Origin of the sequence: Liquorilactobacillus nagelii DSM 13675 (assembly GCF_019444005.1) — a bacterium.
Lineage (GTDB): Bacteria > Bacillota > Bacilli > Lactobacillales > Lactobacillaceae > Liquorilactobacillus > Liquorilactobacillus nagelii.
Map to the genome: position 1 here is coordinate 1,055,668 of NZ_CP049304.1, position 21,757 is coordinate 1,077,424.

Genomic DNA, 21,757 nt, shown 5'->3' on the forward strand with positions numbered 1-21,757 from the left:
TTATTTTTTTCACTCATATTTTCACCCATTTTCAAGTTTTTTCAAACGATATAAATGTGCCGGACGACCTGGCCCATGATTTTCCGCTAAGCCGATGTCTTCAAAGAATTGCTGGTGAGTCTTGCGGAAATTAGAATTATTAATATCTGCTACTGAGATTTTCAAAAAAACAGCATATACAATTCGAACCGATTTCAACGTAAAGGTGTCTCCTAAAATATGCAGAACATTAGGTTGATAATCAAGTTTATTTTTAATTCGCTGACAAGCCGCTTGTAAAAGCCATTCATGATCAAATGCCAAATGACCAAAATGATGATTTGTCCGTAATGTTTGATAAAAATTGTGCTCACTTTGCAATTTCGACAATGCGAAACTTAATTGTTCACCGGTAAATAAGTAATCATGCTGTGCGTCTACCCCCAATCCAAACCATTTTGCTGCAACAGCTCCTGCTCCCGGGTTCAAAACTGGCATGTCAGGCAAAAATGTCATGTAAGCTAAACTGATCTGTCGCTTTTTTGCTACAGAACGCAAAGGATTAGTGAAAGTTGCTAATTGTTCAGTATATGATCCAGGTAATTCTAACCCAATTTTTTCAGACACTAATCGTAGTGCTGCTTGATCAGCACTTTCTTTTTCTCGCAAATAAGTTTCTGGTAATGACCAGTAATTTTCATAAGGGAAATCAGCTCGCTTAATTAATAAAACGTTAACCGTTTGTTTTTCACGATCAAAACACCAAATAATATTTGCTATTGTAATTTCTGGTTGATCAATGTTTGTTCTCACTTCTAACCACCTATCCTCATTTTGTAGATTAATTTTCCTCCATAATAAAGGTAATTTTTACTTTTATTATGGAGAACCAAATCAATCTTTAGTAGCAGTTTAAGCTGATTTAGCTGAAAAATCAAGTTTATATTTCAATATCTTGCTGATAGAGTTTGCAGCATCCAATCAAAGTGTCAAGTCACTATCTTCTAAACATAAAAAAACCACCAATCTATTTATTTCGATTAATGGTTTTTCGACGTTTTATATTTTTCGTTTTTTAATTTTTTGTTTAAATTTAATAAATTTTTGATCTTTTTCTGGATCATATTTTATTCCGTCAACAATTCCTCTCCAAGAAGCTTGAATTTTTTTGATTCTTGGTTTTTGATAAAGTAGAATTTTGCGAGTCATAATTATTTCATGAAATAAATTCGTTTTAAATTTTTCAAGATCCGGATGACTAGAATATCTTTTCGAATAAACAATTGTGTTCCTAGCAATATAGTACTCTCTCATTGGACTATGATCGAGGATAAATTCATTTGGTTTGAACAACAACATCATTGTTAACACAGGCTTTTTAATCGACTTACCAATCTCATGTTCCATAATCAAATTATTTACCTGCCAAATCTTATATCCTGCTAAAATCACTTTGGCATTAAAGTCAAAATCAACTTGATCAATAAATAACCATTCATCGAAACCGTCCACTAAGTTCCAGATATCAGTTCGAACTAAATTACCGGAAGAAATAATACGCCATTTTTGAGTTTCAGTTTCTTTTTGTTTTTCAGTTGCCCTTTTAATTTGAGCAGGCTTCCAACTTGGATCATAGTACTTCATAGCTAGAATTGCAGTCGATGAATCTTTAAATTTTTTTGAAGCTCTCATTTTTTTGACTGTATCAAATGGGACCATTGTATCTTGATCAAGCGTCAAGACCCATTTAAAGTTATTCTTAAAGAAAAACTCAAATCCTCGATTCTGAGCCCCAGCAATCCCATAATTCTTTTCAAGATCTAATAATTTAATCTCTAATTGAACAGATAATTTTTTTATACTGCTAATATTATTTGAACCATTGTCTACGATTATAACTTTAGAAACTTGATTTATTATTCTATTTAAACTTTCTTTTAATTTAGGAATATTAGGGTTGAAAGTTACCAATAATGCACCAATTTTGTCTGTCATTTTCTAAGGAACTCCTAATTTTATCCACTATTTTTTCTTTCCAAATAATTATACAACTTCTTAATTGATATTAATATTTTTTCTTAACGTAAAATATCAATCAAGTTTTTGTTAGCTGCCTGTTTTGCTGGCAACAGTCCAAATAAAATTCCGACTAAAGCCGAAACACCAAATGCTAGTAAGAAAGAACTAAAGGTAACAACTGCCTTAAACGGCAACGCTAGTGAGATTCCCTTGGCAAGTCCAACTCCAAATAAGAAACCGAGCACTCCCCCTGTGACTGTCAACATGACAGCTTCTAATAAAAATTGCAGCATGATCGAACGGGGTTGAGCACCAACTGCTAGACGGATTCCAATTTCTTGAGTTCGTTCAGCCACTGAAGTATACATCATGTTCATCACACCGATTCCGGCAATAAATAAGGAAATTCCGGCAATCGCACTGATAAAGACCGTCATTGAATCAATGACCTTTGATACACTCTTTAAGAATGACCCCACGTCAAAATACTCATAACTGCCCTGCTTTCGCTGTGAACCATGTTGTTTTAAATACTTAACAATTCGTTTACTTTCACTAGCAACATTAGCTCCACGATTGAAAGTTAATTTGATTGTATTGCCACTATCAACAGCTGTCCGTTGATAAAAAGCCTTCTTCGGTAATAAAAAGTTAACCTTATAATGACTTTCATTTGAGTGATAAACTCCAACTACTCGATAAGAAACGTGTTTGACTTCAACAGCTGTTCCTAATGCATTGCTGCTAGAGCCATATTGCTTTTTAGCCGTTTTTTCGCTAATCAACGCCACCGGATTAGCGACCGCAAGATCATATTTTGAAATTTCTCGACCTGCTAAGATTTTCAACGAACTTACCGGTTGCTTTAGTAACGTAACTTGCGTATTGGCTGGTTGATTGCCAATTTGTGCCGCAACTGTCACATTATTTACTGGGTTAATAACTTTGATTGATGAAACTTTAGCAAATTTGCCTTTGACTTTTTCAATATCTTGGTGATTGAAACCCATGGCAGTTGTTGTACTGCTGCTATAATAATTAATCTTAGTCGTTTGCTTTCCTGTTGAAGTTGCCTGCAACTCATTTAGCATTTTCGCTTTGACACCATTTCCCAATGAAATAATTGTAATTACCGCGGCTATCCCGACAACAATTCCAAAGATTGTCAATAAACTGCGTCGTGGGTTAGTGCGCAAAGAAAGCCAAGAAGTCTTAAACAATTCCCAAAACTGCATTAAGCTTTCACCCCAATCTTCTCATCGGCAATAATTTTGCCATCCAAAATTTGAATCAGTCTTTCCCCTTGATCAGCAACTTTGCGATCATGTGTTACCATTATAATCGTCGTATTATTTTGTTGATTCAGTCGTTTAAAAAGCGCCATGATTTCCTTAGAAGTCTGACTGTCTAAAGCCCCCGTTGGTTCATCGGCAATTAAAAATTTTGGCTGTGCAATAATTGCCCGTGCGATTGAGACCCGCTGCTGCTGACCGCCTGATAAATTAGTTGGTTTCTTTTGTGCGCTATTAGGCAAGCCAACCGCCGCTAGAGCTTGCGACACCTTTTCTTTAACCATTTTGCGTTTTTGTCCGGCATATAGTAATGGTAAAGCAACATTTTCCGCAATCGTCAAATTTTTAATCAATTTAAAATTCTGAAATACAAAACCGACATTTTCATTGCGGAGCTTTGAAAAATCACGACGGGTATAATCATGAATCGGATGGTCAAAATAATAGTAACCACCCTCAAATTGATCATCTAAGAACCCAATAATATTAATCAAGGTTGACTTTCCAGCGCCCGATTGCCCCATAATTGAAACAAACTCCCCTTGGTCAATTGTCAAATTAATATCTTTTAAAATATGGTATTGGCTACCGCCTTGTTGATAATATTTATTAACTTTTTCGAGTTTAATCATCCGCCGTTACCTTGCTTCCTTGTTTCAATTTGGCATCTGGATTAGTAATAATTTTGCGACCTTTCAAATCATTATTATCAGTAATCAAATAACCATCTTGCCGTGATCCACTGACAGCGACAACATCAGTAATTTTATCTTGATCAACAACAAAAACGTGATTATGATAAATCGCTGAAACAGGAATTCGAATTCCATTTTGCGAAACTGCAATTTTAATTGTTTGTCCATCCATAAAATTACCAGAAACTGCTGCTGTAAATTGGTATTTCGCTTCATTTTTAGTACTATCTGCTGCGGCAGTTTTTGCTAAATAAGTCACTTTCGTGGTAGTTTTTTCTTTAGTAGCGACAGCCGTAACATCAATCTGGGTACCGGGGCTTAGTTTGCTGTAACTGTACTCTGAAACTTGGCCTGTAGCCTGTAAATCAGCAGCTTGTAATTTAACCTGCGGAGTTCCAGTTGCAGAATAACTAAGATCGATAACACCACTATATGGTGCCGTTAAACGACCATTAACCTTGGTATTCAACTGCTGTAATTTTTGGTTTGCACTGGTCAATTCTGCTTGAGTATCAGAAACTGTATTTTGTGCTTGTGTCAATTGCTGCTTTAAGTCACTATAGCCATCATCACTTGAATCGGTTGCTGCTAGTTGCTGCTGTAACTGTTTAACTTGACTGTTGCCCGAATTCAAATCTCGTTGCAGTTTATTAATTTCCTGTTGTTGACTAGTAACAGCTTGATGAGCTGAATCACTATATGTAGTTAATATCTCTTGTCCTTGAGTAACAGTCTGTCCATTTTGAACTTCAACTTGCTGAACCTTGCCAGCCGGATTTTGTAAAATTTGTGTCTTGCTGGCAGTAATTTTTCCCATCAGCGTTAATGGTTCTTGCTGTTGTAACTTAACTGTTCGATATATTTTTTTGGCGCTTGTCGTAGGTTGATTATGCAACTTAACTCCTGCCACTATCAAGCCAATAAAAATAATTATAATGACACTAATAATTCCTAATTTTTTCTTATTTTTTTTCAATTATTTCATCCCCCAAATATTTGTGTTACTTACGACTTTCGATTTGATTTTTCAACAAATACAAACTAGCCCAAATACATAAAACCATGACAAAAACATCAAACAGCAAGCTTGTCACACTAACAACGTCTTTTGTAATCAAATTACTGATCTTGTCATTAACAAAGGTAAATAGACTTAACAACACAATAAAACCGCCAACTCCCGCTAGACGTTGATACTTCTCGGCAACAAAGTTCTCTAATGTTTCGGTTACTATCAGCAAAAAGACCAACTCAACTACCAATGAAATTGCCATATCTAAAAAGCCAATTACAAATTTTGTGATTGTTACAGCTGAAAAATCAGCCTTACTGATTGCTAATTGAAACTCATTTGGTGTCATAATCACAAATTTCAAAATTACCCCAGATAACAACAAATCAATAATTGCCAAACCACCAATAATCACCAAAAATCCAGCTGTTTTCATTAAAAGATTACTAAAGTATAATTGTTTCGTACTGACTGGCAGTAAACGAAATCGACTGCTCACCCAAACTCGATTAATTGCAGCTAATAACCGAAAAAAACCAACAATTACAAAAATAAAAGCAATCATAAATTCACCAACTGCAAAACTGTTCCAAAAATCTTCTCCAGTTCCTAATTTTAGAAGCATTCCCAAGGGCCATAACAAACTAATCACTAAACCGATTAGCCCTTGCAACTGAAAGTCTTTCAATGAATCTCGAAATAACAAACCACATAACTTTTTATTTGTCTGCAAAAAATTTCTCCTCCTCTTGAATTCAGTTTTCTAAATAAGTTTGACGATAATATTCTTCAACACTTAAGCCTTCATTTTGGCGAATATCTTCAACATTGCGGTATTCCAGCAAGCGCTGATCCTTTAGAATCAAAACATCATCAATTACTTGTTCCAACTCACTTAGATGATGCGTCGAAATAATCAATAATGAATCATGATCAATCCATTTAACCAAACTCGAAATAATTTTATCACGGCTAAAAATATCAACTCCGCTCAATGGCTCGTCTAACAAATACAATTTGGTTCGCCGCGCCAGGGTTAGCGCAATAATTAATTTCTCGCGATTTCCCTTGGATAAGCTACCCAACCGCTGCAAAGGATCCAGCCGCATAAAGTTCAACAGTTCATTAACCCGTTTCAAATCAAAATCCGGGTATCCTTGTTGATAAAAAGCAATAATATCACTGAGCGTTGCTTTGGAACGGAAACTAGTTAAATCATCTGAATACGAAATCAAGCTTTTTCGTCGTTCATCACTGATACCCGCTAAACTAATTTCCCCTTGATACCCCTTGTTCAAATCACTAATAACTCGCATTAAAGTGGTTTTACCAACTCCATTTTCTCCTAATAAAACAACCAACCGTCCTAAAGGAATCTCAACTGTAATATCGTTTAAAATTGTTTTAGTCAGTTTTTTATAACTGACATGTTGCAAGTTCAATCCTTGTGCTGACATTTTTCGTTTTCCTTTCTCTTAATAATCTCACTCTTTACTGCTAGCAAAATTTCTTTCCAAGTTAAGAACGGCTGCAGACTGTCAAGATAATCAGCCGTTTTTTTCTGAATCCGCTGTTGCTTTAATTGGATAATTTTAGCGCGATCATCGGTTACGAAGTTACCCTGGCCGCGGTGGGTAATTAAAACTCCAGCATCAATCAACTCTTTCAAGGCATTTTGAATTGTTCGCGGATTAGTCGTTAATTCTTCGGCCAGCTCTCTAACCGAGGGAACTTTAGCATTAGGTGGATAATTGCCACGAATGATGCGCTCAGCCAACAAGTCACTAACTTGCAAATAAATTGGCAGATTAGCTTTAAACTTCGTAATTTTCACCTTCAATTTCTGTATCACTGTGATACTTATATACTACACTAAGATACTAAATGTAGCAAGTCTCCTTAACAAAAAAATCACAACATACTCGTTGTGATCGTTTTAACTAATTTAATTTTGCAGCCAAGCCGCTATAATAGCAAATACAAAAATTCCGCCTAAAATTACCCAACTAGCAGGTCGAGCCATATTCAAAGTAAAACCCAACCCGCTTCTTTTTTGCACAAAAATCGAAGGATCGTGTGGATCATAATAAATCAATCCCAGCAACCACTTACTGTTATCATTTAAAATAGGACCATGTGGTTCATGACGGAGCGTAAAAAACCAATAGAAAAGCAATGGCATGATAACTAATATCAGTACAAAGATAAGATTAAGCCTATTTAACCAAAATACTAGTTGATTTTGTTGTGTCAAAAAAGGCGTCGATAAAGTAACTTGACTTAATAACCCAGCAAAAATCAGTAAAAAATAAATGCTGCGTCGAAAACGATAAAAACCAGGTACTGCTTGAGAATTACCACGAACGGCTGCTGGTGACCGCCGCATTAACCAAGTTAGCAAAATGAAAATCAGTGTTATTCCAAATTGCATAACCAAAACTTTCCAGACACCGCCTTGACTTTTATTTATCCAAGCATCAGGACCAGTGAAAGAAAAATGAACTGGTAATTTAGCTGGTAAGTCAGCATAATTAAAACTGGCAGAAATTACAGCAGTAAATGGTAAAATCAACAAAGTCACCAACCACCAAGCTGAAAGCTCATTTTCACTTAGTTGTTGCGTATCAACACTTAAGCACTGCTTAGTCAGTTGAAGATCAGTTTTTTGTTGAAGTTGCCAATTTAAAATTTTATGATGAAAAATACCAAAAGTTAACAAACTCAAGCCCAAAAGTAATGGCATGCCTAATAACAGCCAAGTTGTTTTCTGACTGCTGTTAAGTAATAACAAATTAAAGAGCAAACCACCCCCTAGTAAAACCAGCAAATACCATCTTCGCAAACGACGAGGAAAAGGTTTTTGCCAGAATTCACCTTGACTGAAAGCCACACCAAAAATAACATTTTTATTAGTTAACCATGGTTCAACCGCCAGCAATAACAACAATAACCACCAAGACAGTTCATTAATCACCTGGATGCGATTCAATTAACTCACCTTCTTTCAACCGTTGACATGTCTGTTGAACGACTTTTTGTAACTCCGGATAACCTAGACCGTAAGCAACTGCTTCGGTCACTGCTTGCTGCAAATTTTTTTTAGTCTGCTGCATATCAGTTATCGATGGTTCGCCAACAATCGCTCCACGACGCCCCAATAACTTGATAAGTCCTTCTTGTTCTAGTTGTTGATAAGCTTTATTGACAGTGTGCAAATTAACTTTTAATTCGTTAGCCAAAGTTCTAATTGGTGGCAACTTTTCACCAGTTTTAACTCGACCAGCTGCAATCTCAGCCACTACTGCAGCTCTGATTTGCTGATAAATCGGTATTTCTGATTGAAAATCAATTGTTAGAATCATAATCTAATCACCGCTTTGCTATATTTGTTATAGATATTATATAACAAATGTGGTCTAAAAAAAACAATCAAGTGAATCATTTATCGATCCCTACCACCAAAGTTCACTTTAGACAAATTTAACTTATTTGCACTACTTCACCTAGTAATAGCTGATCAAACTTTTAGCGGTACCCGTCTTGACAACTTATTTCAAAAAAGATTGCAATTTCAAACATAACTTTCTACAATATTATTTGTTACTCTACTTAGAAAGAAAGATTAGTTTGCAGCCTCAAATTATCTGGCTCCATTGCAAACCACCGAATAAACTAATTCAACGAGCATAATTATTTTATTCAGGAGGATTCAATGGAAAATTCACTTACAAAAAAACATTTTATTAGTTGGCCGGTTATTTCCTTCTTAGACTTCGTCACAATTATCGGTTTTGATGATATTCTTTACCCACTGCAAAATCAGGGACTTTCAGTTGTCTTTACTTGGATTTTTATGGTCTTTGCTTTTGTTATTCCTTATGAAATGTCTGTTAGTCAATTAGGAGCAACTTTTACTGGTCAAGAAGATGGGGGGCTTTCATCATGGGTGCGCCACAGTACTAATGATACCCTTGGCTACTGGACTGCTTGGATGTACTGGGCAGCTAGTTTACCTTACATTGTAGATGTCGCCAATTCCGTAATCGTATCATTTAGTTGGTTAGTTTTAGGCAACAACTCACTTGGACAGCGAATGTCAAATTTTACTTTTGGTTTGCTGACCTTTATTGTTATTTTGATTTTTATTTTACTACAGAACTTTTTCAAGCGATCAATGGAGGTTATGGCAACAATTGGTGGTGGAGCAATGTTTTTAATGACTGTTTTATTTGTTATTATGACTGGTTACTCACTAGCCCATGGCGGTCAAATTGCCACTCATCCCTTTAATTTCAGCTCATTTATTCCCCATTTTAGTTTACAGTATTTTTCAACTACTGGTTTACTGATGTTTGCGGTCTGCGGAGCTGAGTTAGTTGCCCCTTACCTGATCAAAATGCGTAATCCCAACCGCGATTTTCCTAAAGCTATGTGGTTGGTAGCATTCATGACTGCCTTTTTGACTGTTTTTGGAACCTTTTCATTAGCCATTTTCTTCAATGCCAATAACCTGCCGCACGATTTAAAAATGAACGGCTCCTACTATGCTTTCCAACTACTGGGACAACGTTTAGGAATGGGAAATATCCTTTTGTACATCTTTACGATCGTCCAAGCAATTTATATGATGGCTCAATTAGCCGTATTGTTGGATGCCGCCAGCTGGGTCATCGCTGGAGATACAGCCGTCAACTTTATGCCGCGATGGTTAAGTAAACGCAACAAAAATGGCCGGCCATTACATAGCTATGTGTTGACCAGTGGCTTATGCTTATTTTTATTATTAATGAGTGGGACTTTGCCGAACATTAATTCGATTTTCAACTGGTTACTGAACTTGAATGGAATTGTTTTTCCTTTCAAAAACTGTTGGATTTTCTTAGCCTTTATCGCCGTACGTTGGCAATCAGATCGATTTCATTCATCATTTGTTTTTATTAAAAAGAAAGCAGTTGCGATTGCAGTCGGTGTTTGGTGCTTTATCTTTTCATTTGTCTGCGCACTAATGAGTTTTATTCCCCAAGATGTAAAATTTGGGACAACAGCTTATGACCACCAATTGCTAATGAACCTCTTTTCGGTTTTTGTTTTATTTGGTGTCGGGATGATAATGCCATTATTAGCCCGCTTAGAAAAGCGACAACAAGTTCCTGAAGAAAACTAGAGCAAATAAAAATCACTTGAATTTACTAAAAGCAGTAAGTTCAAGTGATTTTATTTTTTTAAATTCGGTTAATTAAGTTGGCCTTTTTCAATAAATAGACTACATTCAGACTACCCATAACAATTGCCAGCAAGAAAATCAACCAATAACTACTTGATGGATAAATTGCATTTTTTACTGGATTCATTAATGCAAATGACAGATATCGCTTAGTAGAGCCTGAAATTGGTTGTTGCAAAATGTCCAATGGTTCAACTTTAAAGTAGTTAATTTTAATCGGTACCTGACTTTCATTTTTCAATATTAACTGATAATTTCCTGTAGAAAGTTGTTTTATTGGCTGAGTACCGTTTTGATAATTTTTAATTTTAATCTGGCTAGTCCGATTAGCGATTTTCAATGTCAATCCCTTTTGTGAATAAGGCAGCACTGAAGTTTGAATTAGCGAAGCCGCTCGTGGTAAAAAGAATTTCTCACTAATTTGTTGATTTGGTTGTAATTGGAGTGTCTCCTGCCGTAAAAATTGCTGGCTAATAACTGGTTCATTTGCTTGCACGATTGTCTTAGTATAATGTAAGTTGTTAAAACCACCCCAGATAACACCTGCTAACAAAAGCAGATTAACTAATCCAAACAACTTATAGCCACGATTTTTAACTCGATGCGCACACAACCAATCGTTAATGTCAGTAGCGCCCTGTGCTGCTAACATAATTAATGGGATAACTGTAATAAATGCATAACGTGGCATTACTTCCCACATCAGAGTATGGAATAAAAAGACCCCAATTATGTACAGCATCAATAAATATTCAATTTGTCCGATCTGTTGCCGAGCTCGCCTAAAACAAAATATTCCCTCAATTAAAGCTAGTAACCAAACTGCTAAATACACAATCTGCTGTATTTCTTGTAGCGGTGCTCGTTGATTGCCAAAAAAATTACTGTAACTTTGTGGAACTTCAGCTGTAAGGCCATAATTCCGCATTTCAGTTCCCACAGTGCCTAAAGACCATTGCGAATTCATTTTTTTCCGATATAAACCTAACAGTCCGCTAACGCCCATTTGTTTTAGTCTTTGTTTAATTAATTTTTGAGTATGTTTAGACCGCCCTTGATAGGTGTGGTATTTAGCAATATCTGACCAAGCATTGACACTTGATCCTTCCGACTTAGGGTTAAGTCCCATCGCAATCCAATACGTGTAGGGAAAACTCTCATTTTTGACAACCTTATAATGATAAACATTTTTTTGGAAAACTGATGTCGCTTGAGTTGTAATGGCAAAAGCCATTAAGAAGACTACCAGCAACAAGAAAGTTTTCTTGAATGATTTGCGATTAAAGAAAATAAAAATCAATACGGCAATTACCGCAATTGCTGTATTAGTCTTCAAATAGACAGCTAGTGCTAAGAATACACCAGTTCCAATTAATAAGAGATATTTCTGCCAAACTTTTGTTACTGGTTGTTTTTGGTTAAATACTGCGTCCAGACAAGAAAAGCCAAACATTAAAAACGTTAAAGCCAATGGATCGGTATAGGTAAACAAGCTGGTTAAATATAAGGGAATAAAAATTGTGCACAATAATAAGTAGCTTTCCTGAGCATTAGTCTTTTCATGACGTTTTAGAATCAACCAGCCTGACCAAACTGCCAAGTCAAGCAATATCATAACCGCTAAATTTGTGATAACTGTGTTGTAGCCTAACCCAATTACTCGTGAAAGTTGATAGACTAAAGCAAAAAAGATGGCTGCTCCGCTATTAGGACCAAAGTAAAAGTAAGTAGACCATTGATGACTACCAGCAGCTAAAAAAGCTGCTTGTTGGCGTACATCAAAATCATCTATGCCTTGGCTTCCTTTAAAATTAAAAGCCAAATATAACTGTAATAATAACGAACAGCCAATTATTAACGTGGTAAATAATTTTTTTCTTTCTAGTTTATTCAGCCAATATAATAAACTGATTAAAAAAATTATCAGTATCAACGTTAGCAACAAATTTGTAACTGAATCAAAAAAATTAAAAAATTCTTTGCGGTAGGCCATTTCAGAAGCTGACAAAGCTTTTCCTGGCCAAAACCATGCATCATTAAAGATAATTAATGAAACAATAACAAATATTCCACTTACTAACCACCACATCCAGCGACTAATTCTCAACACAAAAATGCCTCCAAATTATTAAAATTATCAATAACTTTCGATAACTCTTTAGTTTAAAGAGTTACTATAAAAAACAGGCCTAATAATAAATTACTCCAGTTAACCAAAGACAGACACCAACAACCACAACTAAAGCAGCAGCTGTTCCTAAACCATCATGCAGATAATGCTTGCGAACATCAGCCGGTGTCCAGAGTAAAACTGAGATCGCTCCACCGAGTAAGCCACCAATATGCCCAGCAATATCGACTCCTGGCATGAATAAGTTAAAGATCAGATTAGCTATAATTAAGGTAGTCGCTGAACGACTAATTTCTGAAAACTGATGACGAAAGCCCCGAACAATCTGCAACAATGCTAAAACGGCAAACAAGCCAAATAGTGACGTTGAGGCTCCAGCAGAAATAGAATTTTGGCTAAACAAAGCACTTAAAAGATTCCCTGTAAAGCCGGTAAATAAGTAAATCAATAAAAATTTAAAGTGACCATAAACTTCTTCAACTAACGGTCCAGCATAATACAACGCCACCATATTGAAGGCGATGTGATAAATCGTAACATGCAAAAAGATTGGTGTAAACAAGCGCCACCATTCTCCCGCCATTAAGTCTGGGTTCCAACGACCACCCATAACTTCTAAAACTCGACCACTAATATTAAAACTTCCACTTAGCAAAAACTCAATTAAATAAACGATAATGGTAATTCCTATCAAGAAATTTGTAACCCAATGACCACTAAAATATTTTTTAAAGCGACCATATAGTGGATGTTTCCGGCGTAAATACCAATCTGGTAATTTGATGTCTTTTTTTTGAACTTGCATAGCTTCATTCCTTTTTTTATTGGGATATAAAAAGGGCTGTGACAAAACTAATTTTTTGTGCAGTCCTCGCTAGAAGTGAATTTCTCTCAAAAGCTCTTTAACTAAACTAAAATTAATAATCCTTTGTAAGTATTTTAAAAATTTTTTAATCAATTGCAGCAGCAAACAATTTCTCACTCAAAGTAATTTTAGCTGGATCGGAATCACTGTTGTAAAATTTAACCTGACCAGTTGCTGATTGGGCATTTAATAAATTTGCTTGATTTAACAAACGCTGCAATTCACGTGCTGCTCCCGGTCCGCCATCAATTATCCAAGGCTGCGACCCAACTACTTGCCGAATTGCCGGACGAGCAAATGGAAAATGGGTACATCCTAAAACTACTGCACTAACTGGCTCAAGCGGTTCAAGTAGCTTAGTTAAATATTTTTGTAATGCTGGTGAAGCTAACTCGCCGCGTTCAACAAATTCAACCAAGTCAGGAGCCGGAACAGGAATTAATTCAGCCTGCCCCTGATAAAGCAATAACTGTTTTTGAAACTTTTCTTCTCGAAGTGTTAGCGGTGTAGCCATGACTGCGATTCTTTGTTGCGGATAACGTTCAATTGCCGGTTTAACTGCTGGCTCCAAGCCGACAACCGGCAATTCAGGATAACGTTCACGAATCTGAACAACTGCTGCACTAGTAGCGGTATTACAAGCAATCACTAAGGCCTTAATGTTTTGGGTTAATAATTTTTCGACCACCGCAAAACTAAGCTTGCGAACATCAGCAGTCGTCCGTGTTCCATAAGGTGCATTAGCCGAGTCACCATAAAACACGTAATTTTCGTGTGGCAAAAGACGATGCAGTTCTTTTAAAACACTAATTCCGCCCACACCAGAATCAAATACTCCAACTGGTCGTTTTTTTTCATCGGTAGTCATACTTTCAACTTCTTTCACTTGTGATTTGCAGTTTTTGTTTCTTTCAAATTAGTCCGTCGAGCAACATACTGTTTTATGGCTGCTGCAGCCTGTTGTAATTTTTCCATGCTAGCTGCATAACTGATTCGAACATACCCTTCTCCTCCAGGCCCAAAAGAAACTCCAGGAATTAAAGCAACTTTAGCTTCTTGTGCCAATGAACGCACAAAAGTCCACGAGTCCGAAGCACAGCCCGCCGGAATTTTAGCAAATAAATAAAAAGCTCCATCCGGACTCGCAGTTGCAAAACCAGCCTCCGTTAATTCTTTAAGTAGAAAGTCACGACGTTTGGCGTACTCCTTTTTCATTAATAGACTGTCTTTTTGACCTTTTGTCATTGCCTCGAGAGCAGCATATTGTGAAACTGAAGTTGGAGAAGTGACCATATATTGATGTGATTTAACAACTTGTTCACAAAAATCTTCTGGTCCTAAAATGTAACCAACCCGCCAGCCTGTCATCGCATGCGATTTAGACAGGCCCGTTAAAAGAATAGTTTTTTCCGGCAAAATTTCTCCCATTGAAATATGCTTTTTCTGGTAAGTTAATTCTGCATAAATTTCATCACTAATTACCCAAAAATCATAATCACGGGCTACTTGAGCAATCTCTTCTAATTGCTGGCGAGTATAAGTCACTCCGGTTGGATTTGAAGGATAATTTAAAACAACTGCCTTAATTCGAGCTAATGGATGTTCTTCAATAACTTCCTGCAAGCGCTGAGCGGTCAAAATGAAACCGTCTGCACTCGTATCAACCAAGATCACATTGCCTTCATTAATCTTAGTATCCGGAATATAAATCGGAAAAATTGGCGTTGGGACAATCACTGTATCATCAGGGTTGATGATTGTCTGCAAACTAGCAGCAATTCCCTCGGTTGCACCAACAGTCGTAACTACTTGTTCCGGCTGATAATTTAAATTAAACTTTTCATTGTAATAAGCAGCAGCAGCTTTGCGCAAAGCTGGAATCCCAGCATTGGGCGTATAATGCGAGTGATTAGCTTCAATTGCTTTAATTGCAGCCTGTTTAATATGTTCTGGGGTATTGAAATCAGGTTCGCCTAATGTCAACTTGATTATTCCTGGGATCTCACTAACTTCAGAGTCAAACTGCCGAATGTCTGAAACAGCAATTTGTTCAATTTTCGTATTAAATTTATCATCTATCATGGCTAACTGCTCCCTGTCTTCAAATATTAATTTCATTATACCACGATGTCAGCTGAAAACGTTTAGCTACAGTTGCTGGCTTAAGTAAAAATTCAAAAATCAAACACAAAAAAAGTCGAACAATTTTTCTGTCCGACAGTGTTAAATTATTTAAATGAGCTCAATTAATAGTTTTCTTTCATAAAAGTCCGGCTAGCCAAATTCTTTAAGCGTAAAACAATTGGCAGCAAAACAAAAATTTTGAGCAAGCCTGGTAGTAGAAATGGTACTAACCCCGTCATTATTGCTTGCGTTAAGCTCAAATGAAGTACAGGTATCATCCACAAGGAACCAATTAACAGATTAGCAAGTGCTCCAACACAATTAGCTAATAAAAGTTGCCGCGGAAAACGACCGGTTCTTGACAACCATGCGGCAGTAATCAACTGATAAATTACAAAAGAAACCAAATAACCACCTGTTGGTCCGAGGAAAACAGCTACTCCACTGCTAAAGCCGGCATAAACTGGCAAACCTACTGCTCCCATCAATATGTAAACTAAAATCACTTGAAATCCATCAACCAATGGTAGTAATGAAGCAATAATTCCTACTGCAAAGGTTTGTAAAGTAATTGGTATTAGCGGCAACGGAATTGTTAGCTGTGAGCAAATAATCATTACTGCCAAAAGCATTCCATCTAAGACAAGACGTTTTAATTTCATTGTTTGCATTTCTTTCACCCTTTCTTCGAATAAATTAAAAATACCGCACCCTTGTCTTATTGTCAACCATTTTTAAAAATAAGGTTTACTAAAAAGCTAAAAAAAAAACGAAGCGAGATTTCGCTTCGAGTTGTTTATTTATTTTTTAAATCAATCAAAATTGGGCTTTAATCGTTTTATTTTAATTGCTAGTAAACCGTGTTGTTTGACAACTGCTGGCGGATAAAGACGGGATAATTCAGTCGGAGTCAAACCAATAGCGGTTGCAGAGAATTTTTGATAAATTTCATCAACTGTGCGACATTTTTTGATACTCCAGACACTTGTTAAAACATAATCATCATCTTTGGATTTTCGGTGAATGGCTAAAGTATCCCCAACACCAAAATGTTTCATCTGCTCATCATTAAGAAAAACCTCAACTGTCTTAGAGCCAGCTAAAATTTTTTCAAATAATTCATCACTCAATCTGATATCCACTAATACCGACCTCCCGCAAATGCCTAACCGTCATAGCAGTCAAAATCACTACCAACTGCTTTTGCCAACCCAACGGCAACCCCTTCCAACTAAGTCGAAAGTTTGTGAGAACTGCATCTAACAATGCAACAACCACAATTTGCTTAGATACAGCATTGCCTGTAAGTAGGTCTTACAGGCTTAATTACCAAAGCCTTTAGAGTCCGTAGGTTGCCAGACGGACTAAATACTTACAATGAGGCTACAGCGCTTTTACTTCTTAATTCATTAACGGCAAACAAATCGTAGTTTTTGATCAAGATTTTCGAAATGAAAATTTAAGAAGTTCTTGACATTTCTCTGCCTAATTAAAAGCAGGAGATTCTTGCCTCAAATCACCTCAAGCTGAACATTTAATTCAAGGCGACATAAAAACATTCAGTTAATAAAGAACCATATAACTGAAACTTTAACTTTTTTTGCTCAAAAAAGCAAGCAAAATGCTGAATAAATTAAATTTTAAAAGTTAACCAGTGGAAAAAAGATTAATTGTTAACTAAGCTATTTAAGCAAGCATACTCTGATCAGTTATTATTACAGTTTAACGATCAACTGCTTCTCCAGCAATTTGAATTTTGGTGGTTTTGGGGAAAATTGCTCTTTCTGCAGGTGTTAAAGGCTGATCAGTAATAAATAACGAGACACGATCTGGTTTGCAAATTCTAAAATATGAAGTATTAATAAACTTTTGATGTTCTGCCACCAAAATAACTCTACGAGCTCGTTCAACTGCTCGTCCAACAATTTTTGCATCTTCTTGCTTTAAAATGTAAACTCCATGTTCATCAATTCCTGAAGCTGCAATAAAGACAGTATCGAAAGCCACGTTATCTAATTCTTGCAATGCATCATCAGAATAAAAAAAGCGGCTCTCATGATCAAAAGTTCCCCCTAAAGCTTTGACAGTAACTTTTGGTTGTTCTGCTAAAGCCATACAGTTATCTAGCGAATGGGTGATGACCGTTAATGGTAGATTTAGGTTTTGACATGTTTTCAATAAAATTGTCGAAGCGTCAATAAAATATACATGATGAGCATGAAAATGATTAACTGCTTCTAAAGCAATCCGGGTTTTTTCTCGAGTAAATAATGATAGGCGTTTCTGAAAGTTCAAAACCTGATTGCCAAAATCAAGTGGCAAAATTCCGCCGTGAGTTCGCTTGACTTCACCACGTTCTGCCAACAAAACAATATCACGTCGAGCAGTATCTTGCGAAACGCCAAATTCACTCATAATGTCTTTAGTTGTCAGTTCTTGCCTTTCTTCTAATAACTGTTTGATTAATTCAATTCGTTTTTCTTGGCTCATATATACCCCACGCTATCAATAAATTTAAAAACTATTAATTATTATATTACAAATACGTATGATAAGCAAAAAAAAGTTGAATTATCCTTATTATCTTAGAAAAAGCACTAAAAAAAGGTCGAACAAAAATATAATTGTTCAACCTTTTTTAGTTTAGTATGATTAAAATGCCGCCTGTAATGGAGGAACAACTTGCTTCTTACGTGAAACAACGCCTGGAAGATCAGCCTTGTTGTCAACCAACTTAGTGTTAAAGGCTTTTTCAACCACATCCTGTGGTTCGCCGACAACTAACAAGCGAGTATTGCTATCCAAAATATTCGTCACCATCAATAAAAATAAATCATAGCCCTGAGCTTTGTTTTCTGCTTCGATAGCGGTCCGTAATTTAGCTTCACGAGCAAAAACCTCATTCAAATCAACCGTATTAACTTGATTAATTCGAACAGTTTTACCACCCATTTCAAAAGACTTAGCATCAGCAGTAATCAATTCTTGTTCGGTCTTACTTGCCAAATTAGTACCAGCTTTCAACATCTCTAAGCCATACTTTTGGTAATCAACGTCAGCAATTTCGGCTAATGACTTAACAGCTGCTTCATCTTCTGGTGTCGTTGTTGGTGATTTAAACAATAACGTATCAGAAATAATTGCTGAAAGCATCAAACCAGCTAATTTTGCCGGAACTGTAACTTCATTTTGCTTGAATAATTTGAACAAAATTGTACTGGTGCAGCCAAGTGGTTCAGCATGATAGTAAAGCGGAGCTGCTGTCTCAAAATTAGCAATCCGGTGATGATCGACTACATGTGTAATCTGCACATCTTTCAAATCTGCCACGCTCTGTTGGGCCTCATTATGATCAACCAACATTACTGCATCAACTTCTGGTTTAGCAGCTGAAATAATCCGTGGTGCTGGTTCTTCAAAATGCTGCAATACAAACTTTGTTTCATCATTCAGTTCGCCTAAAGCGACAGCTTCAGTATCATAACCTAATTGATTTTGTAAATAAGAAAATGCTTTCGCTGCAACAATAGCATCGGTATCTGGACTTTTGTGTCCAAAAACTAGTTCTTTCATCATCAAGTCTCCAATCTATATTAAACCTTCATTATCGATTTAACCTTTTTGACTGATTTCTGTCAAGCGAGAAATGTAATCCTTCTCACTTAAATACTTTTCAAAGGCATTCATAATATTTTCAATTCTGGGAATTTGATCCTTATCACGGCGAAAAACAAAAGCCAAATCAAACGAGATTTCTGGTTCAAATAATGCTGTCCAAAACTTTTGCTGCACCTCATTGCGGTGAGCAACAACATAAGACATTGGTAATGCAGTCGCTGTCTTAGTTATATTAGCAAAATCAAATAGCTGAGATGGCGTAGCAAAATGGGCAACACTAACTGGTTTATCAAGCAGTGCATTTTTGTATGACTCGCGAATTAAACTGTTCAGATAATACTTAGGCGGATAGGTAACCCACTTTTTCTCCAGGGTATCACGCAAACGAATCCACTTCTTTTTTGACCATTGCGGTTCATGATGAACAAATAATAAATTCTCAGTCAAAATCTTGCGACTTTCATAGGGCTTCCAGTTTTTTATACTGTCATCTGGTAAGTACATGATTGCTAAATCAATCGTGTTGTTTTCCAACCGCTCCCAAATTTCTTTACGAGTCAGCATATGAAAAATTAATTTAACTTCGGGATTCTTTAAATAATATTGTACTGCAAATTGAATAAATACCTGATCTTCAATTGAAGCCAAAATTCCGATGCTAATATCACCTTGAGTTGCACTGGTCGATTGTTGAATTTCATCAGCTGCTTGATTCAAAGTCTCATAAATTTGATGAGTAGCATCGAGCATCGTATATCCAGCATCTGACAAATGCAGTTTTTTCCCGACCGAATAAAACAATGGCGCTCCAACTGTTCTTTCCAACTTTTTGATTTGTTGTGTCAAAGCTGGTTGGGTAATTCCTAAAATTTGAGCTGCTTGGGTATAGCTCATGGTTTCAGCTAATTGTAAGAAATAACTGAGTGTTTTAGAAGAAAAAATATTCTCCTGCTTTGTTTTCATATTCCGATTCCCCTTGGGCATTATTAAATAAAGTACCGCTTTATCTTAATAGGTTTTCTATTTTCTTATTAATAATAAAACAAAACTATTTAAATTGACAATATAAAAATCAATTTAAACCGCAAATAATTTTGTAACCGCTTAGTCTTATTATAACAGAAAATTTATAAAGCATCGCAAAAAACCATCATTTAAGTGAATTAACTAAACTTTATATCCCTAAAAAACTAATCGTCCATTTTTTAATAAAGTTAAGTCTTCTCAATCAATATCTTTGCTATCCATCAAAAATCACTTAGACTCTTTTTTTGGATTGGTATATGTGTTAAGTTATTGCCCGTAATAATAATAATTGATGATAAAAGAGGAGATAATTGATTATGCGTATTGAAAAAGACTCGATTGGTACATTAGAAATTCCTAAACAAGCTTTTTATGGTATTCACTCTAAAAGAGCTGCGCAAAATTTTGCAGTAACTTCGGAAAAAGTTCATCCCTTATTATTGAAAAAAATAATTATGGTTAAACAAGCTGCAGCTCAAGCTAATTATGCCGCGAAACAATTATCTGAAAAAAAATGCCAAGCTATTAAGCAAGCTTGCTGCGATCTCGAAAGTAATTTTCCCGCCTATCAAGCGGAATTTATTACTCCCGCAATCCAAGGTGGTGCTGGAACAAGTACCAATATGAATGTTAACGAAGTAATCGCTAATCGAGCACTTGAATTACTCGGACATGATAAGGGTAACTATCAATACCTTCATCCTAATGACGATGTTAATCGCAGTCAATCAACCAATGATACTTATCCAACGGCTGGCAAGCTGGCCTTATTTGAATTGGATAATCAGCTAAGTGAGTCGCTGGTTGAATTGATTAAAGCATTTGAATCTTTGGCTCACACCTACTCAGACACCATTAAACTCGGCCGTACCCAGTTGCAAGATGCCGTTCCAACTACTTTTGGAATTAGTTTTGCAGCTTATGCAGCATTACTAAAACGTTGTTTAAATCGTTTAACTGCCGCTCAAGCAGATTTATTAATTCTTCCATTAGGTGGAACCGCAATTGGCACTGGGATCAATACTCCCCCTAAATATCAACAAACTGTGCTACATTATTTAAGCGAGTTAACACAATTGCCGCTTAAAGCTGCTGATAATTTAGCAGATGCTATTCAAAATACCGATAGCTTGCTAGCTGTTGCTGATTCTTTTAAAAATTTAGCTACGGCATTGGGAAAAATTGCTAATGATCTCCGCCTTTTAGGCAGCGGACCACAAGCCGGACTGGGAGAATTAGAGTTACCTAAAGTCCAAGCAGGCTCATCAATCATGCCAGGAAAAGTTAATCCGGTCATTCCAGAAGTTGTTAATCAAATTGCTTTTCAAGTAGTTGGATATACAACTACGATTACTATGGCAGCTGAGGCTGGTCAATTGGAGTTAAATGCTTTCGAACCAATCATGTTTAAAGATCTGTTTGCTGCAGCAGAATTATTAAGCAAAGGAATTACTACCTTAATTGATAATTGCTTGTCTCATTTAAAAGTTAATCAAGATCACTGTCGGTCTTTAGTGGAAAATTCAGCCGAAATTGCGACTGTGCTTGCTCCCAAAATTGGTTATGCTGCTGCAACCGCCTTAGTAAAAAGTGCTCTGAAGCAAAAAGTAAAAATTCGCACAGTGCTTGAACAGCAAAACTTTTCAACAGCTGAAATTGATCAATTATTAAATACCAAGCATCTACTTAATCAACCGATAGTGCAAACAAAGGTCAGCAATTTTTAGATTAGGATTGTTAACTGTTAATAGTATAAAGAAAGCTTGAGCCAA

Annotated in this window: 22 protein-coding genes; 2 read left to right on the top strand and 20 right to left on the bottom strand. The window is 36.2% G+C overall.

Translation table 11 applies throughout. The features are described 5' to 3' along the window. Positions 1–21: 21 nt before the first annotated feature. The 10 genes from G6O73_RS05520 to G6O73_RS05565 all read right to left on the bottom strand — a co-directional run bounded on the left by G6O73_RS05520 (position 22) and on the right by G6O73_RS05565 (position 8,359). Positions 22–792, bottom strand: coding sequence for an NrtR DNA-binding winged helix domain-containing protein (locus G6O73_RS05520; protein ID WP_235805063.1), 771 nt, complete (start codon positions 790–792; stop codon positions 22–24). Positions 793–1,038: 246 nt separating this feature from the next. After that, positions 1,039–1,974: a glycosyltransferase gene (locus G6O73_RS05525; protein WP_057885603.1), complete on the bottom strand. Its 936-nt coding sequence runs from the start codon at positions 1,972–1,974 to the stop codon at positions 1,039–1,041. 83 nt (positions 1,975–2,057) lie between these two features. Next, positions 2,058–3,233, bottom strand: a complete 1,176-nt coding sequence (locus G6O73_RS05530; protein WP_057885602.1) for an ABC transporter permease — start codon at positions 3,231–3,233, stop codon at positions 2,058–2,060. Beyond that, positions 3,233–3,922 carry an ABC transporter ATP-binding protein gene (locus G6O73_RS05535; protein WP_057885601.1) on the bottom strand — a complete coding sequence of 230 codons (690 nt, stop codon included), beginning with the start codon at positions 3,920–3,922 and terminating at the stop codon, positions 3,233–3,235. Before G6O73_RS05535 ends, G6O73_RS05530 begins: the two co-directional genes overlap by 1 nt. Further along, positions 3,915–4,961, bottom strand: a complete 1,047-nt coding sequence (locus G6O73_RS05540) for an efflux RND transporter periplasmic adaptor subunit (protein ID WP_057885600.1) — start codon at positions 4,959–4,961, stop codon at positions 3,915–3,917. Before G6O73_RS05540 ends, G6O73_RS05535 begins: the two co-directional genes overlap by 8 nt. 25 nt (positions 4,962–4,986) lie before the next feature. Further along, complete coding sequence (locus tag G6O73_RS05545) at positions 4,987–5,730, bottom strand: hypothetical protein (protein ID WP_057885599.1); 744 nt, start codon at positions 5,728–5,730, stop codon at positions 4,987–4,989. Positions 5,731–5,752: 22 nt separating this feature from the next. Then, entirely contained in the window at positions 5,753–6,454 is a 702-nt protein-coding gene (locus G6O73_RS05550) for an ATP-binding cassette domain-containing protein (protein WP_057885598.1), read from the bottom strand. Further along, complete coding sequence (locus tag G6O73_RS05555; RefSeq protein WP_057885597.1) at positions 6,436–6,831, bottom strand: GntR family transcriptional regulator; 396 nt, start codon at positions 6,829–6,831, stop codon at positions 6,436–6,438. Before G6O73_RS05555 ends, G6O73_RS05550 begins: the two co-directional genes overlap by 19 nt. Before the next feature lie 111 nt (positions 6,832–6,942). Further along, a complete protein-coding gene (locus G6O73_RS05560) occupies positions 6,943–7,986 on the bottom strand; it encodes a DUF5808 domain-containing protein (protein ID WP_057885596.1) in 1,044 nt (347 codons plus the stop codon). Then, positions 7,964–8,359 carry a GntR family transcriptional regulator gene (locus G6O73_RS05565; protein ID WP_057885595.1) on the bottom strand — a complete coding sequence of 132 codons (396 nt, stop codon included), beginning with the start codon at positions 8,357–8,359 and terminating at the stop codon, positions 7,964–7,966. The genes G6O73_RS05560 and G6O73_RS05565 overlap by 23 nt, the downstream gene beginning before the upstream one ends. 350 nt (positions 8,360–8,709) lie before the next feature. On the opposite strand from G6O73_RS05565, the gene G6O73_RS05570 reads away from it, so the two are divergent. After that, positions 8,710–10,161, top strand: coding sequence for an APC family permease (locus G6O73_RS05570; protein WP_057885594.1), 1,452 nt, complete (start codon positions 8,710–8,712; stop codon positions 10,159–10,161). Between the two features lie 58 nt (positions 10,162–10,219). Here the strand turns inward: G6O73_RS05570 and G6O73_RS05575 are convergent, their stop codons facing one another. The 10 genes from G6O73_RS05575 to G6O73_RS05620 all read right to left on the bottom strand — a co-directional run bounded on the left by G6O73_RS05575 (position 10,220) and on the right by G6O73_RS05620 (position 19,922). Next, positions 10,220–12,331, bottom strand: a complete 2,112-nt coding sequence (locus G6O73_RS05575; RefSeq protein WP_057885593.1) for a hypothetical protein — start codon at positions 12,329–12,331, stop codon at positions 10,220–10,222. A 79-nt stretch (positions 12,332–12,410) separates the two neighbouring features. Further along, positions 12,411–13,157, bottom strand: coding sequence for a rhomboid family intramembrane serine protease (locus tag G6O73_RS05580; RefSeq protein ID WP_057885592.1), 747 nt, complete (start codon positions 13,155–13,157; stop codon positions 12,411–12,413). Positions 13,158–13,302: 145 nt separating this feature from the next. Then, positions 13,303–14,085, bottom strand: coding sequence for a glutamate racemase (murI, locus tag G6O73_RS05585; protein WP_057885591.1), 783 nt, complete (start codon positions 14,083–14,085; stop codon positions 13,303–13,305). A 14-nt stretch (positions 14,086–14,099) separates the two neighbouring features. Continuing rightward, entirely contained in the window at positions 14,100–15,299 is a 1,200-nt protein-coding gene (locus tag G6O73_RS05590) for a pyridoxal phosphate-dependent aminotransferase (RefSeq protein ID WP_057885590.1), read from the bottom strand. A gap of 164 nt (positions 15,300–15,463) precedes the next feature. Then, positions 15,464–16,012: a biotin transporter BioY gene (locus G6O73_RS05595; protein WP_057885589.1), complete on the bottom strand. Its 549-nt coding sequence runs from the start codon at positions 16,010–16,012 to the stop codon at positions 15,464–15,466. A 141-nt stretch (positions 16,013–16,153) separates the two neighbouring features. After that, complete coding sequence (locus G6O73_RS05600; protein WP_057885588.1) at positions 16,154–16,483, bottom strand: ASCH domain-containing protein; 330 nt, start codon at positions 16,481–16,483, stop codon at positions 16,154–16,156. Continuing rightward, complete coding sequence (locus G6O73_RS05605) at positions 16,464–16,619, bottom strand: hypothetical protein (protein WP_157056668.1); 156 nt, start codon at positions 16,617–16,619, stop codon at positions 16,464–16,466. Before G6O73_RS05605 ends, G6O73_RS05600 begins: the two co-directional genes overlap by 20 nt. Before the next feature lie 444 nt (positions 16,620–17,063). Next, the gene (locus G6O73_RS05610) at positions 17,064–17,831 is read right to left on the bottom strand and encodes a DeoR/GlpR family DNA-binding transcription regulator (RefSeq protein WP_057885587.1); all 768 of its coding nucleotides are present in this window, start codon (positions 17,829–17,831) and stop codon (positions 17,064–17,066) included. A gap of 162 nt (positions 17,832–17,993) precedes the next feature. Next, positions 17,994–18,914, bottom strand: coding sequence for a manganese-dependent inorganic pyrophosphatase (locus tag G6O73_RS05615; protein ID WP_057885586.1), 921 nt, complete (start codon positions 18,912–18,914; stop codon positions 17,994–17,996). Positions 18,915–18,953: 39 nt separating this feature from the next. Continuing rightward, positions 18,954–19,922, bottom strand: coding sequence for a LysR family transcriptional regulator (locus G6O73_RS05620; RefSeq protein ID WP_057885585.1), 969 nt, complete (start codon positions 19,920–19,922; stop codon positions 18,954–18,956). A gap of 380 nt (positions 19,923–20,302) precedes the next feature. On the opposite strand from G6O73_RS05620, the gene G6O73_RS05625 reads away from it, so the two are divergent. Further along, positions 20,303–21,712, top strand: coding sequence for an aspartate ammonia-lyase (locus tag G6O73_RS05625; protein WP_057885584.1), 1,410 nt, complete (start codon positions 20,303–20,305; stop codon positions 21,710–21,712). The last annotated feature ends 45 nt before the right edge of the window (positions 21,713–21,757 follow it).

Bases quoted from the DNA above. Each gene is read 5' to 3' on its own strand.
- G6O73_RS05525 (WP_057885603.1), bottom strand. From the start codon at position 1,974: ATGACAGACAAAATTGGTGCATTATTGGTAACTTTCAACCCTAATATT.
- G6O73_RS05590 (WP_057885590.1), bottom strand. From the start codon at position 15,299: ATGATAGATGATAAATTTAATACGAAAATTGAACAAATTGCTGTTTCA.
- G6O73_RS05615 (WP_057885586.1), bottom strand. From the start codon at position 18,914: ATGAAAGAACTAGTTTTTGGACACAAAAGTCCAGATACCGATGCTATT.
- G6O73_RS05530 (WP_057885602.1), bottom strand. From the start codon at position 3,233: ATGCAGTTTTGGGAATTGTTTAAGACTTCTTGGCTTTCTTTGCGCACT.
- G6O73_RS05550 (WP_057885598.1), bottom strand. From the start codon at position 6,454: ATGTCAGCACAAGGATTGAACTTGCAACATGTCAGTTATAAAAAACTG.
- G6O73_RS05570 (WP_057885594.1), top strand. From the start codon at position 8,710: ATGGAAAATTCACTTACAAAAAAACATTTTATTAGTTGGCCGGTTATT.
- G6O73_RS05535 (WP_057885601.1), bottom strand. From the start codon at position 3,922: ATGATTAAACTCGAAAAAGTTAATAAATATTATCAACAAGGCGGTAGC.
- G6O73_RS05595 (WP_057885589.1), bottom strand. From the start codon at position 16,012: ATGCAAACAATGAAATTAAAACGTCTTGTCTTAGATGGAATGCTTTTG.
- G6O73_RS05625 (WP_057885584.1), top strand. From the start codon at position 20,303: ATGCGTATTGAAAAAGACTCGATTGGTACATTAGAAATTCCTAAACAA.
- G6O73_RS05580 (WP_057885592.1), bottom strand. From the start codon at position 13,157: ATGCAAGTTCAAAAAAAAGACATCAAATTACCAGATTGGTATTTACGC.
- murI (WP_057885591.1), bottom strand. From the start codon at position 14,085: ATGACTACCGATGAAAAAAAACGACCAGTTGGAGTATTTGATTCTGGT.
- G6O73_RS05565 (WP_057885595.1), bottom strand. From the start codon at position 8,359: ATGATTCTAACAATTGATTTTCAATCAGAAATACCGATTTATCAGCAA.
- G6O73_RS05620 (WP_057885585.1), bottom strand. From the start codon at position 19,922: ATGAAAACAAAGCAGGAGAATATTTTTTCTTCTAAAACACTCAGTTAT.
- G6O73_RS05610 (WP_057885587.1), bottom strand. From the start codon at position 17,831: ATGAGCCAAGAAAAACGAATTGAATTAATCAAACAGTTATTAGAAGAA.